Raw genomic sequence first — 14949 nt, 5'->3', positions numbered from 1 at the left:
CCTCGTAACCGGTCAACGGTCGTCAGGAGTTGAATTCAAAGTGGGAATGCAACGATCATGCCACACAGCGCGAACGCAACGCAATGATCGAACCTCATAATCGCAGTGCATCCCTCCTGCGCGGTGTGCTGCTGTTCACAAACTTCTTCCTGATCATTGCCGCGCTGTATCACCTCAAGCCGGCGAGCCGCTCCATCTTCATCTCTTCGCTGGGCGCCGATTATCTGCCCTATGTGTGGATCGCCACCGCACTGGCGCTCGCCATCACAATCGGGCTCTACCATCACCTGATCGCGCGCTTCTCGCGCTTCCACGTGGTGCTCGGCAGTTGCGCCATCGTCATCGCCGTCCTGTTCCTGTTTTATCCGCTGGTCAGCGACAGCGGATTCGTCCAGGCCTTCGCGTTCTACATCTTCGTGGACATGTTCAGCGTGATCATGGTCGAACAGTTCTGGAGCCTGACGAACACCACCTTCAGCACCAGCGAGGGCAAGCGCTGGTACGGCCTGATCGCGACCGGCGGGCTGGCCGGTGGCGTGGCTGGCGGCAGTGCCTCGAGCCTGCTGATCAGTCGGACGGGGCTGGAAACCATGGACCTGCTGCTGGTGGCGGCCGGCATCATCGGACTGCTGGTGTGCCTGACCCTGCTCATGGGCAGACTCGGCCTGTACCACGAGCGGCCCGGCGTGCGAAATCATCGCGAAGTCACATCGCGCGACTGGCGTGCCATCCTGCAGCACCGCTACCTGCTGATCATCGCGGCCATCCTGCTGCTCGCGCAGGTGGCCGAACCGCTGATCGAATACCAGTTCATGAAGGTGATCGAGGAGAACATCGTCGGGCGGGACGCGCGCACCGCCTACCTGGGCGCCTTCTTCAGTGTCATGAGCGCGGTGGCCATCGGCATCAACCTGCTGATCACCCCGCTGGTGCATCGCTGGTTCGGCGTCATGGCGGGGCTGTTCGCACAACCCGTGGCAGTGATGATCGGCAGCCTGTGGTACATGTCCCAGGCCACGCTTCAGGCCGGCGCATTTCTCAAGATCGCCGACCGGGGCCTGTCGTATTCCATCAATCGCGCATCAAAGGAACTGCTCTACGTGCCCATCGAACCGCTGCTCATGTTCCGCGCCAAGGCCTGGATCGACATGTTCGGCTACCGCATGTTCAAGGTGCTGGGCTCGCTGCTCATCCTCCTGCTCACCCAGTGGTTACCCTGGACCATCAGCGCCGCCGAGCTGGGCTGGCTGGTGCTGGGCGTGTGTCTGGTGTGGATGCTGGCGCTGACGCATCTGGGCAGAGAGTACAAGGGGATCCTGGCCAGGGCGGCCGCCATCCGGGCGCCTGCATGAGGGTGGTCACCGTTGCCCCGCCCGCGCCGGACGGCAGGGATATGCCATCAACCGCGCTGATACGTACCCACCAGCCGGTTCATGCCGATGACCATGGGTTCGACCTGCGCCAGCAGCTCCCAGAGTGTCAGGCCCGGTTTTAACTGCGTCTCCCGGTCCAGGGCCAGCACCCAGAAATAGTACCTGTGCTGCCCGTGTCCCGGAGGCGGCATGGGTCCTCCGTAGCCGGGCCTGCCGAAGTCATTGCGCCCCGCGGTGAAATCGCCCGTGCCCTCGACCAGTCCGTCCGCCGATGCGGGAATGTTGTACAGCACCCAGTGCACGAATCCGTAGGTGCCGCCCGGTGACAGCAGCGGCGCATCGGGATCATGGCAGATCACGGCAAAACCGCGCGTCCCCCTGGGCGCCCCGCTCCAGGACAGCTGCGGCGAGATATCGTCGCCCTCGCCGGTGTGTCTGACCGGAATCGCGTCCCCCTGACCGAACGCCGGGCCGGTCAGCTGCATGTCCGACAGTGCAAACCCCATGGCCGTCTCCTCGATGATCCCGTGGCTGGCCTGAAAACCGTACGCCTAACCGGAAGGCCGGTGCAAGGACGCGGGCCGCCCGTCGAACAGCGCCGCCAGGGCATCGCGCGCCGGCTCCGGCCAGGGGCCATCGGGTCCCTCGACCCGGGCACCCTCCCCCGCCACCTCGCCGATGTCGGCGCAGGGTATCGACGCGGCCTCCATGGCCTCGATCACGCGGGCCGCATCCTCGGGCGGCACCGTCAGCAGCAGGGCGCCGGAGGCGATGGTGGCCAGCGGGTCCAGCCCGAGCGTGGCGCACACGCGGGCCGCCAGGGGTGGTACGGGAATCGCCTGCGGCGTCACGCGAAGGGTCCTGCCGCTCGCCCTGGCCAGTTCCCACAGAGCCGTGGCCACGCCGCCCTCGGTGGGATCGTGCATGGCCGTCACCCGGCCCGCCGACAGGGCGATGCGGGCATCTTCCACCACGCTGATCCCCGGGTCATCGGAGAACCGGCGGGCAGTCTCCAGTTCCCCGGGCGTCAATGCGGATTGCAGGCGGTCGGCGAATTCCGCAGCAAGGATCGCCGTGCCCTCGATGGGTACACCCTTGGTCAGCAGCAGCCGGTCGCCGCTGCGGGCGCCCCGGGGCGTCACCAGCCGTTCGCGCGCCACTTCGCCCAGCAGGGTGCCCGCGGCCACCGGATGCGTGAGGCCGTGGGTCACCTCGGTGTGGCCGCCGATGAGCGTGATACCGAGCGCCCGGCACACCTCCCCGATCTGTTCCATAATGCGGATTGCCATGGCCGCGTCGGCACTCTCTTCCGGCAGCATCAGGGTCACCAGCAGCCAACGCGGCACGGCGCCGGTGGTGGCCACATCGTTGGCATTCACCCGCACCAGGTACCGGCCCAGGTCATCGGTGACGAACGTCACGGGATCCGACTTGCAGACCAGCAGGCGGTCGCCCAGGTCGAGCACCGCGCAGTCCAGTCCGACACCGGGACCCACGATCAGGTCGGGGTGCTCCGTTGGCGCGGCGCGCAGGAGCTTCTCCAACAGGGCCGGCGGCAGTTTGCCGACCGGCAGGTGTGCCGGATCCTGCGTGTCGTGTGCCATCGAGGGAGATCCTCCGTCCGATTTCGGGTGTCTGCGCACGCCCGCCGCCGTGGGCCGCTGTCCCGAGCATATCCGGTCTCAACGATTCCGCCATGAACGGATGCCCGGATTGTCTGCCATCCCGCGCGGTGCTAGCCTTCCGGCGGTACTCAGGGACAGGTGAACACAGCCCCATGGCAAAGACCAGACGCAAGCCCTCCCGCAAGGCCGAATCACGACCCGCTCCCGCCGCCGCGGCGCATGCCCCCGAATGGACGGTCGTGGGCCTGGCTGCCCTGGGCATGCTTATTACCGCGTATCTGACCCTGGTGGCATGGACCGGCGCGGGTCCGGCGCTCTGCGCCGAGGGCTCGGGCTGCGACGTGGTACAGCAGAGCCGCTGGTCCCGGGTGCTGGGCCTGCCGGTCGCGCTCTGGGGATTCGGCGTGTATGCGCTGCTGGCACTGATCGCGTATGCGGGCGCTCCCCGGCTGAAACGCTGGCGCCGGCTCTGGATGATCGCATTCATCGGCCTGTCCATCAGCGCTTACCTGACCGTGATGGGCATCGTCGCCCTGGATGCGGTCTGCATCTGGTGCCTGTTGTCCCTGGCCATCATCACTGCCCTGTTCGTCTGGCTCACGTTCAGGCGCCCGGCAACGGCGCCCGGCATGCCCTGGCTCAACTGGTCCCTGAGCAGCGTCGTGGTGGCCGCCGTGATCGTGGGTACGCTGCATGCCTACTACAGCGACCTGTTCAGTCCACCCGCGGATCCCCGCCTGGAACGCCTCGCACTGCACCTGGACGATACGGGCGCGCGCTACTACGGCGCCTACTGGTGTCCCGCCTGCCAGCAACAGAACCGGTTGTTCCGCGGTGCATACGAGCACCTGCCCTACGTGGAATGTTCCCCGGACGGGCGTCACGGACGCCCTGCGGGCGAGTGTGTCACGGCGGGTATCAGCAACTTCCCCACCTGGATCATCCGGGGACGCCGCTACGAGGAGATCCTGACGCCGGAGGAACTGGCACGTCATTCCGGTTTCGACTGGCAGGGTGCGCGCGGAGACTGATGCATCGAGTTTTTCAGATCCTGGCGCACGCCATCACCGGATGCTTCGCCACAGGAGGCCCTCATGGGCAATCGACTGACCCGTATCTATACCCGCACCGGCGATGACGGCACCACCGGGCTCGCCACCGGCAACCGCGTTGCCAAGGATTCAGCGCGGGTGGAGGCCATGGGGGACGTGGACGAGCTGAACAGCGTGATCGGCGTACTGCTGGCGCGGCCGGTGCCCGCGTCCTGCCGGAAACCGCTGCTGCACATCCAGCACGACCTGTTCGATCTGGGCGGCGAACTGTCCATGCCCGGGGAATCGCTGCTCGATCCCGAGCGGGTGGCGTGGATGGAAGCATGCCTGGATGAACTCAACGACACGCTTCCGCCCCTCAAGGAATTCATCCTGCCCGGAGGCGGAGAGGCCGCCGCCCTGTGCCACCAGGCCCGGGCCATCTGCCGGCGCGCCGAGCGCCGCCTAGTACACCTCGCGCGGGAGGAACCGGTCACGCCGGGTGCGCGCAGGTACCTGAACCGCCTTTCCGACCTGCTGTTCGTCATGGCCCGCGTGCTGGCCCGGGAGACGGGGGAAGGAGAGGTGTTGTGGAAAGGTGGAAGGAAGAAGGATGAAGGCTGAACTCGAGGGACGGCAGCCGCGCCGTCGGGGTATGCAATGCGCATCGGCCAGCAAAAAACCCGCACGAGGCGGGTTTTTTGCTGGCAACCGCTTTCACCGGCTGCATGCTGGAGATGGCGTCCCCACGGGGATTCGAACCCCGGTCGCCGCCGTGAAAGGGCGGTGTCCTAGGCCTCTAGACGATGGGGACGGTGTACAACGTCCTGACCGCTACTTCCTCGGACCCACCAGCAGTACGGTGACGAGCCCGGTAAACACAATCAGAAATCCAAGGGGGATCAGCGAGAGGAAGAGCTTGGCCCATTCTTCCACATCTCTGAACATGGCCCCGAAGCCGAGCACCATGGCGATCACCGTCAAAACAATCCCGGCGATGATCGAGTAGCGGCCGAAGTGGTACATGGCGGATCGCTCCTCGGTCAGGCACCGGGACGGAAATCTGGTGGAGCCAGGCGGGATCGAACCGCCGACCTCTTGCATGCCATGCAAGCGCTCTCCCAGCTGAGCTATGGCCCCCTAAAGGAAGTCGCGAAATTTACGCGACTGATTTTACCTTGTCAAGCAGTGGTCTAGGCATCATCGCCACCGGCTTCGATATAGGCCAGTGCCCGCTTGATGCGGGCCAGGGTGCGCTCCCGACCCAGCAGGGACAGGGTTTGGTCGATGGGGGGTGAGACGCCGCCGCCGCTCACCGCTACCCGAAGCGGCTGGGCCACCTTGCCGAGCTTGAGGTCGTGGCGCTGCGCCACCGCTTCCACGGCGCCATGGATGGCCTCGGGCGTCCACTCCCCTACCGCCTCCAGGGCGGCGTGCAGAGCCTGGAGTACCGGCTTCGCCTCATCCCCCAGGTTCTTGCGGGCAGCCTTTTCGTCGTAATCCTCGAAATCCCGGTAGAAATACACGCTGTTGGCGGCCATCTCCGCCAGGGTTTTTGCCCGTTCACGCTGGGCCACCACCACATCCCGGAGCGGCGGCGGCAGTGACGGATCAACGCCGCGGTTGCCTATGTGCCACGAGAGATGACGTGCCACGTGATCCGGATCCGAGTGCTTGATGTAGTGCTGGTTGAGCCACAGGAGCTTGTCGGGGTTGATCGCAGAAGCGGAGTGGTTCACGTCGAGGATATCGAACAGCTCGATGAGTTCCTCCAGGGTGAACACCTCCTGATCACCATGGGACCACCCCAGGCGCACCAGGTAGTTGATCAGGGCCTCCGGCAGGAATCCGTCGTCCCGGTACTGCATGACGCTCACGGCACCATGGCGCTTGGAGAGCTTGGCGCCGTCGGGACCCAGGATCATGGGCAGGTGAGCGTACCGGGGCGGTTCCACGCCCAGTGACTTCAGGATATTGATCTGCCGCGGGGTGTTGTTGAGATGGTCGTCACCCCGGATCACATGTGTGATCTCCATATCCCAGTCATCCACGACCACGGTGAGATTGTAGGTGGGGCTGCCGTCGGAGCGGGCGATGATGAGATCGTCCAGTTCGCTGTTCTGGAACACCACGCGCCCGCGCACCATGTCCTCCACCACCGTGACACCGTCATCGGGATTGCGGAATCGCACTACCGGCTCCACCCCTTCGCGGGGTTCGGTCCGGTGGCGGCAGCGGCCGTCGTAACGGGGTTTCTCCTTGTTGGCCATCTGCTCGGCGCGCATGGCGTCCAGTTCTTCCCTGGTGCAGTAACAGTGGTAGGCCTTGCCCTCGTCCAGCAACCGGGCGATGACCTCCTTGTAGCGGTCGAAACGCTGGGTCTGATAGAACGGGCCCTCGTCGTATTCGAGGCCCAGCCAGCTCATGCCCTCCAGGATCGCGTTCACCGAGTCTGCATTGGAACGGGCCAGATCGGTGTCCTCCACGCGCAGCACGAAGTCACCGCCGTGCTTGCGGGCGTAGAGCCAGGAGAACAGCGCCGTGCGGGCGCCGCCGATGTGCAGATAGCCCGTCGGGCTTGGGGCAAAGCGGGTGCGAACTTTCATGAAAATGCTCGGGTTGGGCGGATTGAAGGATGCGATAGGGTACCAAACGGGCCCCGCCCGTTCATCAGCGCAGTTCATCGGGCCCCGGGGGGCGAACTGTTATGATTGCCCGTCCCCCGGCGCTTACGGTCCTGCAATCACCGCCTACATGATATTCCCTGCATCCATACGCCGTCCCCCGGTCAGAATTCGGTTCTGGTGCCTGGTGTGCCTGGGACTGTGGCCTGCGGTCCTGCCCGGGGCGGGTGTCGGCGAGATCCGGGTCGCCGACGACGCAGGCCGCGAGGTCGTACTCACGGAACCGGCCCGGCGCGTGGTCAGCCTCTCGCCGCACCTCACCGAGATCCTGTTCCATGTGGATGCGGGCGAACGGGTGGTGGGCACCGTCAGCTTCAGTGACTACCCGGCGGCGGCCGCCCGCCTGCCGGTGGTGGGCAGCGCAGGACAACTGGACCTGGAGCGGATCGTGGCACTGGAGCCCGATCTGGTGGTCGCCTGGCAAAGCGGCAATCCCGCCCGACAGCTGGACCGCCTGCAACGCCTGGGGATCACCGTCTACCTGAACGAACCCCGCCGCCTGGCGGACCTGGCCGGGACCCTGGAGCGGCTGTCCCGGCTGACAGGCACGCAAGCGGTGGGGACTGCCCGGGCGGAGGCGCTCCGCGAGGGGGCCCGGGCCCTTGAGGTCCGGTACGCCGGGCGTTCGCCGGTGCCGCTGTTTTACCAGATCTGGGACCGCCCGCTGATGACCGTCAACGATGAGCACCTGATCGGCGAGATCATCGGCCTGTGCGGCGGCGTCAACGTGTTCGGGGATGTCGACAGCCTCGTGCCGCGCCTGAACCGGGAAGCGGTGCTTGCCGCGGACCCGGAGGTGATCGCAGGCGGCGGTTCAGGCGAGGCGGACTCGGCCTGGGTCGACGCATGGCGACGCTGGGCCGGACTCACTGCAGTTCGGAGAGACAACCTGTTCTTCATCCCGCCATCGCTGATCCAGCGCCAGACACCGCGCATCCTCGAGGGTGCCGCCCTGCTGTGCGAGTTCCTCGAACTGGCCCGCTCCCGGCGGCCGGCGGGCAGCCCATGAACCGGCTGGTACCGATGCTCGGCCTGCTTGCGGCCGCCGGCCTCGCCGCCATGGGACTGTCCCTGACGCTGGGCAGCGTGCCGCTTGCGCCCATGGAGGTCTGGGCGGTGGTCACCGGTGGCGGCGAGTCCCTGTCGCGCACCCTGGTGCTGGAACTGCGTCTGCCCCGCACGCTGGCTGCCTTCGCCACCGGCGGGCTGCTGGCGGTGGCGGGGGCGCTGATGCAGGTGCTGTTGCGCAATCCCCTCGCCGACCCCTACGTGCTGGGCCTGTCAGGGGGCGCGGCGGTGGGCGCCCTGCTCGCCATGCTGGCCGGCCTCGGCGTGGCCCTGGTTTCGGGCGCGGCCTTTGCCGGCGCCCTGCTGTCCACCTTTCTGGTGTTCGGCCTTGCCCACGGCACGGGCAGCTGGACCCCGGTGCGGTTGCTGCTCACCGGCGTGGTGGTGGCCGCCGGCTGGGGGGCACTGATCAGCTTCATCCTGGCGGTCAGTCCCGGGGCGGAACTGCCGGGCATGCTCTACTGGCTCATGGGGGATCTCTCCCATGCCCGCCACCCGGGACCCGCCTGGCTGGTGCTGCTGCTCGCCGTGGTGCTGGCCTGGCCCCTGGGCCGGAGTCTGAACGTGCTCGCCCGGGGCGCGTTGCAGGCGGCGTCGCTGGGGGTGTCGGTGCGCCCGCTGGAATGGACCGTGTACCTGGTGGCGGCACTGCTGACCGCCACGGCGGTGACCCTGGCGGGCACCGTGGGCTTCGTCGGACTGATCGTGCCGCACATGCTGCGCCTGGTGCTGGGCAATGACCAGCGCATCATCCTGCCCGCCTCCGCGCTCGCGGGGGGTATTCTCCTGACGCTGGCGGACACCCTGGCGCGCACCCTGATCGCGCCCCAGCAACTGCCCGTGGGTGTGATCACGGCCATGCTGGGGGTACCCGTCTTCCTGTACCTGCTGCACCGGAGCCGCTGATGGGAAGCCCGCTGCTGGAACTCGGCGATCTGGTGATCCGTATTCCGGGCCGCCCCCCGGGATCGCCGCTGGGCGTCACGGTGCGGCCCGGGGAATGCTGGGCGATCCTGGGCCCCAACGGCGCCGGCAAGACCACCCTGCTGCACACCCTGGCGGGTCTGCGGCCGGCGCACTCCGGCATGGTCCGCCTGAACGGCACGAACATGCGCACACTGTCCAGGCGTCAGGTCGCCCGGCAGCTGGCACTGGTGTTTCAGGACCACCACGACGGCTTTCCCGCCACGGTGCTGGAGACGGCCCTTATCGGCCGCCACCCCTACCTGCATCCCTGGGACATGGAATCGGCCGAAGACGTGGCTGCTGCGCGGGCCGCCCTGGAGCAGGTGGATCTCGCGGGGCTGGAGGCGCAGCTCGTGGACACGCTTTCAGGGGGCGAACGCCAGCGGCTGGCCATCGCAACCGCACTGAGTCAGGACCCTCGCCTGTTGCTGCTGGACGAGCCGCTCAGTCACCTGGACCTGCATCACCAGGTGGCGGTGCTCGACATCGTCAAGGAGCGGGTGAACAGCGGATGCGCCGCCATGATGAGTCTGCACGACGTCAACCTGGCCGCCCGCCATTGCGATCACCTCTTGCTGCTTTATCCCGACGGCAATGCCTGCTGGGGGCCGACAAAGGAAATGCTGCTGTTACCGGTGCTGGAACGGCTGTACGGGCAGAAGCTGGTGACAGGTGAAGTGGACGGTGCGCCGGTGTTCATGGCGGCTGGCGGGACGGTGGATGGGTCTTGAATACCGTTTAGCCGCAGAGGGCACGGAGGTCACAGAGTTAAAACCCAAGCTCATCAAGACCGGGGCATTTCTTCGGGCCGTCTTTTCTCTGTGACCTCTGTGCCCTCTGTGGCCAAACGCCTTTGACCACCCGCATCATCGCTCGAACACTCAACGCAGCACCGCGTCCTGCAGTTCAATGCCGGTACCCCACTGCACGCCCGGGCCGTTGGCCATGACCACCACCATCACATCCTCGCCCGAGGCGGCCTTCACGTAGCCCGCGACGGCGGAGACCCCCTCAAGAAAGCCCGTCTTGAGATGCATGCGGCCAGCGGCCGGGTCGTCCTCGAAGCGGGTGCGCAGGGTGCCGTCCATGCCGGCCAGTGCCAGGGAAGAGACGAATTCCGGCATGAACCGGCTCTCGCGGCCGGCGCGCAGGACGCCGGCCAGTTGCCGGGCGGTGACCCGGTTGTCACGGGACAGGCCCGCCGCGTTGTCCAGCACCAGCCCCCGGGCGTCGATATCCCGGGCGGAGAGAAAATCGAGTATCGCATTGACGCCCTTCTCCCGTGTGGCGGGGACGCCGAGGACTTCCGCCCCCAGCGTCAGCTTGAAGTGGCGGGTCATCACGTTGTTGCTGTGCTTGTTGGACAGGCGCACCAGATCGCCCAACGGCCGGGATTCGTGCATCAGATCGGGTTCCTGTTCGGGATCCGGCCAGGTGGCGATCCGCCAGCCGCCCTCGAATTCTCCGCCCCACTGGGCCCACAGGGCCCGGAACAGGCTGTGCACGTAGGCCTCCGGCTTGAGTGCCGTGCGGGCAAAGCGGTGGTTCCCGCAGGCGGCCGGATACTCGCCCGCCAGCGCGATGCCGGGTTCCGACTCAAGCACACGATAGGTGATCCCCAGCCGGTATCCGCCGCAGGAGCCGCGACGCTGACGCAGCCGGTTGTCCACCCGCAGACCGGCCAGGGGCGGATCGACGGACGCCCGTACCGATTCGCCATCGGGCCCCGGGGCCACCTCCACATGCAGGGCATTGAAGTTGACCAGCAGCGGATGGGGCGGCTGGTTATAGACCCGATGCGGTTGCCCGTCGAAAGCGGAAGGCGCCTCGGTCGAGGGTTCGAACTGACCCAGATCGAACACCAGATCCCCCTCGATCCGCCGGATGCCACTGCGGCGCAGCGCTCCCAGCAGCTTCCAGAACTCTTCGGTCACCAGGAACGGATCGCCGCCGCCCCTGATCCACAGGTCGCCCTTGAGGATCCCCGCCTCCACAGGACCGTCAAGGTACACGCGGGTCGTCCACGTGTAGGCGGGGCCGAGCACCTCCAGGGCCGCGAGGCTCGTGGCCAACTTGATCACCGAGGCGGGATTGAGCGCGGTATCGGCATTGTGGACGATCCACGGGTCGGCACCGCCCACCGGCTGCACCCAGATGCCGATACGTGCCCGATCCATGCCGTGGGCTTCGATGACGCGCTGAACGGATCCGGGCACGTCGGGCCCCGCCATCACGGCCGCCGGCCAGACGATCAGGACGAAAAGGAGCAAACCGGAGATTGGCCGATGCATGGTGCCGAAGTGGTCATATGGGAGGCCCGACCCCGGGCCGATACTGAAGGGTCCGAAGCGCGGATTTATCATCACATATTACCGCAGAAGATTGCCGGGACCAGGACGGTTTTTGTTTAGCCACAGAGGTCACAGAGGCCACAGAGAAAAGCCATCGGACGTCGCTCGCAGATCTGTTGTGTTCTTCTTCCCTCTGTGACCTCTGTGACCTCTGTGGCTAAACAATCCCATCTGAATCAGGAATAAGCCGCATCCTCCAGGCATCTACCGGAAAGCCGTGATCCGTGGGCGGCTTGACAGATGCGTTATATATAACGATATATAACGGTTACTGCCTGGAGGTCGTGCATGAAGGCCCATGTGGACGGACGTTTCTGGCTGAACGTGAGCGACCGGGGCTTCCTGGGCGCCGGGCGTATCGAGCTGCTGGAGCGCATCGGTGAGACGGGGTCCATCTCCGCCGCCGCCCGGTCCATGGGTATGAGCTACAAGGCCGCATGGGACGCCGTCGAGGCCATGAACAACCTGGCCGAACAGCCCCTGGTGATCAGGCGGGCCGGAGGGCAGCGGGGCGGCGGCACCAGCCTTACCGGGTTCGGTCAACAGGTCATCCGGCATTACCGGGCCGCAGACGCCGCCTATCGCGGCTTCATGGGTCAACTGGAACACCGTCTCTCCGACCTGGGGGACGTGGTCGGATTCATGAGGAAGATGTCCATGCGCACCACCGCAGCGAATCACTTCCAGGGCCGGATCAGCGCCATCCGTACCGGCGCCGTCAACGATCAGGTGTCGGTGGACATCGGTGGTGGCCACGCCGTGGTGGCCATCGTCACCCGGGAGGCGGTGAACGACCTGGGGCTGGCCGAGGGCGCCGACGTGCAGGTCCTTTTCGATGCCTCCAGCGTGATCCTGGCCGAGGACAACCCCTCGCTCAGATGCAGCGCCCGCAACCGCCTCTGCGGCACCGTGATCGAGACCCGGGACGGTGCGGTCAACGGGGAAGTTAAGCTGAGCCTCGCGGAAGGCCGGGTACTCACCGCCATCGTCACCAGCGAATCCCTGGCCGCCCCCTGGCTGGCGACGGGCAGCCGGGTCTGCGCTCTCATCAAGGCACCCCATGTGATGCTCGCCGTGGGCGAGTGAAAACCGGCCTCCCGATGATTCTGACCATGCACCCATATCGACCTGCCAATCCGGAAGCGTGCAAGTGAAACGCCCGATCCTGATCCTCCTGACGGCGATCCTGCTGCCCCTCTCCGCTGGCGCCCATGCGGAGCGCTTCACCATCGCCGCGGCCTCGGACCTGCGTTTTGCCCTGGATGACATCATCGGGCTCTATCGCCAGCAGCACCCGGAACATGAACCGGAGGTGATCTACGGTTCTTCCGGCAAGATGACCACCCAGATCATCCACGGCGCTCCCTACGACATCTTCTTCTCCGCCGACATCGCCTTTCCCGAACGCCTCAAGGCCGAAGGGTTCAGCGCCACGGAGCCCGCCGTCTATGCCATCGGGCGCATCGTCCTCTGGAGCAACACCCTCGATGCCTCGCAGCTCACCCTTCGGGATCTGGCGACCGACAACCGCATTCGCCGTATCGCCATTGCCCAGCCCTCCCATGCCCCCTACGGCCTGCGTGCCCGGGAGGCGATGGAGGCCACCGGCGTCTGGGAGGTATTGCAGCGCAAGCTGGTGTTCGGTGAGAACATCGCCCACGCCGCGCAGATGGTGGAATCCGGCGCGGCCAGCGTGGGCATCATCGCCCTGTCCCTGGCGAGCTTTCCGGCCATGGCCGAGCATCCGCATCACCTGATCGACGACACGCTGCACCACCCGCTGACCCAGGGCTATATCGTGACCCGCCGTGGCGCCGGGAAAGAGGCGGTGATGAACTTCGCCCGGTTCATGGAGACCGGTGAGGCCCATGAAATCATGGAGCGCTACGGATTCGTGATACCGAAATAGGCCCGCAAACAGGTCCTGCGGCCTTCGCGATGGCCCGGCTTGTTCTCCAGCCATGACAACAGGACGGATCCCATGACCGGTCTCGGCCCGGAAGACTGGCAGGCCATTGAAGTCACCTTCAGGCTGTGCCTCTACACAACCGTCATCCTGCTGGTGATCGCCACGCCTGTCGCCTGGTGGCTCTCCAGCGGCCGCTCGGCGGGACGGGTTGCCGTCCAGGCCGTGGTGGCCTTGCCGCTGGTGCTGCCGCCCACGGTGCTCGGCTTCTACCTGCTCATCGTGCTCGGTCCCCGGGGCCTCGTGGGCGGTACCCTGGAGTCCATGGGCCTGCATCACCTGGCCTTTACCTTCGAGGGCATCCTGATCGCCTCGGTGATCTACTCCATGCCCTTTGCCGTGCAGCCCCTGACCGAGGCCTTCAACAACCTGGGCCGCCGTCCGGTGGAAGTGGCCAGCAGCCTGGGCGCCAACGCCGTGGACCGGTTCCTCACCGTGATCCTGCCGCTGACCAGGGGCGGCTTCGTGGTGGCGGCCACCCTCACTTTCGCCCACACCCTGGGTGAGTTCGGCGTGATCCTCATGCTGGGCGGCAGCATTCCGGGTGAGACCAAGGTATTGTCGGTGCTTATCTACGACCACACCGAGGCCATGAACTACGATTCGGCACACCGCTTGTCGCTCATGCTGCTGATCTTCTCCTTCATCACCCTGTTCATCGTCTACAGCATGACCCGTCGCTTCCGGGTGGCCAGGGTATGAGCCTCTCGGTGCGCGCACATCTGAAGTGGGATGGCTTCGACCTGGACGTGGACATGGACCTGCCCCTGGAGGGGGTCACCTCCCTGTTCGGGCGTTCCGGCTGCGGCAAGACCACCCTGCTGCGCATTATCGCGGGTCTCGAGAGGGTGCGCGGCGCCGACGTCCGGTTTGGCGGACGGGTCTGGCAGGGAGACCGGCAGTTCGTGCCCCTGCACCGCCGGCGCATCGGCCTGGTGTTCCAGGAACACAGCCTGCTGCCCCATCTGACGGCGCTGGACAATCTGCTCTACGGCTACAGGCGTACCCCGAAGCAGCACCGTCGCCTGCAGCTCGAGGAGGTGGCGGAGATGCTGGACATCTCCGCCCTGCTGGAACGGCCCGTCGACCGGCTTTCCGGCGGCCAGCAACAGCGGGTGTCCCTGGGCCGGGCCCTGCTCACCAGCCCGCAACTGCTGCTGCTGGACGAACCCCTGTCCGCCCTGGACACCCAGACCAAGCGCGAGATCATGCCCTTCCTGTCGCGACTTTCCGGGGAGGCGGGCGTGCCCATCATCATGGTCACCCACGCACCGGACGAGGTGGAACGCCTGGCCGACCGCGTGGTGTTCATGCGTGACGGACGCATCGAGCGCAGTGAATGCCTCAAGCAGGCCCTGGCCCGCCCGGATTCCCCCCTGTTCGCCGACGAGGGGGCGGTCTCCGTGCTGGAAGGCATCCTCGGCGAGACCGGCGAACGCGGGTTGCGACCCTTCGCCGCCGGCACCACACAATTATGGGTTGCCGCCGCCGATGACATGCGGGCCGGAAGGTCCTGCCGCCTGCGCATCCTGGCCCGGGACGTGAGCCTGGCGCTGGACGATCCCCGGCGCATCAGTATCCAGAACCACCTGCCCGTCACCATCGAGCGCATCGACCCTTTCAGGGATCACCGCTGCCTGGTGTCCACCCGCACCGCCGACGGACAGTTGCTGCTCGCCGAGATCACCATGCGGGCGTCAGCTCAACTGGGGCTGGCACCCGGTGTGCCGGTCTATGCGCTCGTCAAGAGCGTGGCCCTCGTCGGGTAGGAGGGCACGGGAAGCGGCCGGCCAACGAAAAGATTCAGGAAAAATAGCGGGCGGGTTTCCCTCTTGCCGCTGGTATCTTGTATCTTTGCTCTGCGCTTGCTTCCGGTGATTGCATC

At 66.3% G+C, this 14949-nt stretch carries 15 protein-coding genes and 2 tRNA genes; 10 read left to right on the top strand and 7 right to left on the bottom strand.

Annotation, left to right across the window (positions count from 1 at the left end):
- Window positions 1–83 precede the first annotated feature (83 nt).
- Window positions 84–1352, top strand: coding sequence for an Npt1/Npt2 family nucleotide transporter (locus tag THITHI_RS0102685; protein ID WP_156820452.1), 1269 nt, complete (start codon window positions 84–86; stop codon window positions 1350–1352).
- Window positions 1353–1399: 47 nt separating this feature from the next.
- Here the strand turns inward: THITHI_RS0102685 and THITHI_RS0102680 are convergent, their stop codons facing one another.
- A complete protein-coding gene (locus THITHI_RS0102680; protein ID WP_018231529.1) occupies window positions 1400–1879 on the bottom strand; it encodes a YbhB/YbcL family Raf kinase inhibitor-like protein in 480 nt (159 codons plus the stop codon).
- Window positions 1880–1924: 45 nt separating this feature from the next.
- A complete protein-coding gene (locus tag THITHI_RS0102675) occupies window positions 1925–2977 on the bottom strand; it encodes an AIR synthase family protein (RefSeq protein WP_018231528.1) in 1053 nt (350 codons plus the stop codon).
- 173 nt (window positions 2978–3150) lie between these two features.
- On the opposite strand from THITHI_RS0102675, the gene THITHI_RS0102670 reads away from it, so the two are divergent.
- Window positions 3151–4029, top strand: coding sequence for a vitamin K epoxide reductase family protein (locus THITHI_RS0102670; protein WP_018231527.1), 879 nt, complete (start codon window positions 3151–3153; stop codon window positions 4027–4029).
- Between the two features lie 63 nt (window positions 4030–4092).
- The gene (locus THITHI_RS0102665) at window positions 4093–4653 is read left to right on the top strand and encodes a cob(I)yrinic acid a,c-diamide adenosyltransferase (RefSeq protein WP_018231526.1); all 561 of its coding nucleotides are present in this window, start codon (window positions 4093–4095) and stop codon (window positions 4651–4653) included.
- 114 nt (window positions 4654–4767) lie between these two features.
- Here the strand turns inward: THITHI_RS0102665 and THITHI_RS0102660 are convergent.
- The 4 genes from THITHI_RS0102660 to gltX form a co-directional block, all read right to left on the bottom strand.
- Window positions 4768–4843 (bottom strand) — tRNA-Glu (locus THITHI_RS0102660).
- A 20-nt stretch (window positions 4844–4863) separates the two neighbouring features.
- The gene (locus tag THITHI_RS0102655; RefSeq protein ID WP_018231525.1) at window positions 4864–5055 is read right to left on the bottom strand and encodes a hypothetical protein; all 192 of its coding nucleotides are present in this window, start codon (window positions 5053–5055) and stop codon (window positions 4864–4866) included.
- Between the two features lie 38 nt (window positions 5056–5093).
- Window positions 5094–5169: transfer RNA gene (locus THITHI_RS0102650), tRNA-Ala, on the bottom strand.
- A gap of 53 nt (window positions 5170–5222) precedes the next feature.
- Window positions 5223–6635 (bottom strand): glutamate--tRNA ligase, encoded by a 1413-nt coding sequence (gene gltX, locus THITHI_RS0102645; protein ID WP_018231524.1) that lies wholly within the window; start codon window positions 6633–6635, stop codon window positions 5223–5225.
- Window positions 6636–6840: 205 nt separating this feature from the next.
- Here gltX and THITHI_RS0102640 point away from each other — a divergent pair, with 205 nt between their 5' ends.
- From THITHI_RS0102640 to THITHI_RS0102630, 3 genes are read left to right on the top strand one after another with little or no spacing between them, the layout of a single operon-like run.
- Window positions 6841–7722 carry a cobalamin-binding protein gene (locus THITHI_RS0102640; protein ID WP_018231523.1) on the top strand — a complete coding sequence of 294 codons (882 nt, stop codon included), beginning with the start codon at window positions 6841–6843 and terminating at the stop codon, window positions 7720–7722.
- A complete protein-coding gene (locus THITHI_RS0102635; RefSeq protein WP_018231522.1) occupies window positions 7719–8687 on the top strand; it encodes a FecCD family ABC transporter permease in 969 nt (322 codons plus the stop codon). The genes THITHI_RS0102640 and THITHI_RS0102635 overlap by 4 nt, the downstream gene beginning before the upstream one ends.
- A complete protein-coding gene (locus THITHI_RS0102630; protein WP_018231521.1) occupies window positions 8687–9478 on the top strand; it encodes an ABC transporter ATP-binding protein in 792 nt (263 codons plus the stop codon). Before THITHI_RS0102635 ends, THITHI_RS0102630 begins: the two co-directional genes overlap by 1 nt.
- 150 nt (window positions 9479–9628) lie before the next feature.
- Here the strand turns inward: THITHI_RS0102630 and dacB are convergent, their stop codons facing one another.
- Window positions 9629–11038 (bottom strand): D-alanyl-D-alanine carboxypeptidase/D-alanyl-D-alanine endopeptidase, encoded by a 1410-nt coding sequence (gene dacB, locus THITHI_RS0102625; protein WP_026186004.1) that lies wholly within the window; start codon window positions 11036–11038, stop codon window positions 9629–9631.
- A 348-nt stretch (window positions 11039–11386) separates the two neighbouring features.
- On the opposite strand from dacB, the gene THITHI_RS0102620 reads away from it, so the two are divergent.
- The 4 genes from THITHI_RS0102620 (at window position 11387) to modC (ending at window position 14833) form a co-directional block, all read left to right on the top strand.
- Window positions 11387–12184, top strand: a complete 798-nt coding sequence (locus tag THITHI_RS0102620) for a TOBE domain-containing protein (protein ID WP_018231519.1) — start codon at window positions 11387–11389, stop codon at window positions 12182–12184.
- Window positions 12185–12248: 64 nt separating this feature from the next.
- Window positions 12249–13007: a molybdate ABC transporter substrate-binding protein gene (gene modA / locus THITHI_RS0102615; RefSeq protein WP_018231518.1), complete on the top strand. Its 759-nt coding sequence runs from the start codon at window positions 12249–12251 to the stop codon at window positions 13005–13007.
- Window positions 13008–13079: 72 nt separating this feature from the next.
- On the top strand, window positions 13080–13766 hold the full coding sequence (modB, locus tag THITHI_RS0102610) for a molybdate ABC transporter permease subunit (RefSeq protein WP_018231517.1): 687 nt from the start codon (window positions 13080–13082) through the stop codon (window positions 13764–13766).
- Entirely contained in the window at window positions 13763–14833 is a 1071-nt protein-coding gene (gene modC, locus THITHI_RS0102605) for a molybdenum ABC transporter ATP-binding protein (RefSeq protein WP_018231516.1), read from the top strand. Before modB ends, modC begins: the two co-directional genes overlap by 4 nt.
- The last annotated feature ends 116 nt before the right edge of the window (window positions 14834–14949 follow it).

This window comes from Thioalkalivibrio thiocyanodenitrificans ARhD 1 (genome assembly GCF_000378965.1).
Taxonomy (GTDB): domain Bacteria; phylum Pseudomonadota; class Gammaproteobacteria; order Ectothiorhodospirales; family Ectothiorhodospiraceae; genus Thioalkalivibrio_A; species Thioalkalivibrio_A thiocyanodenitrificans.
This window is presented reverse-complemented; position numbering and strand designations above follow the sequence as displayed.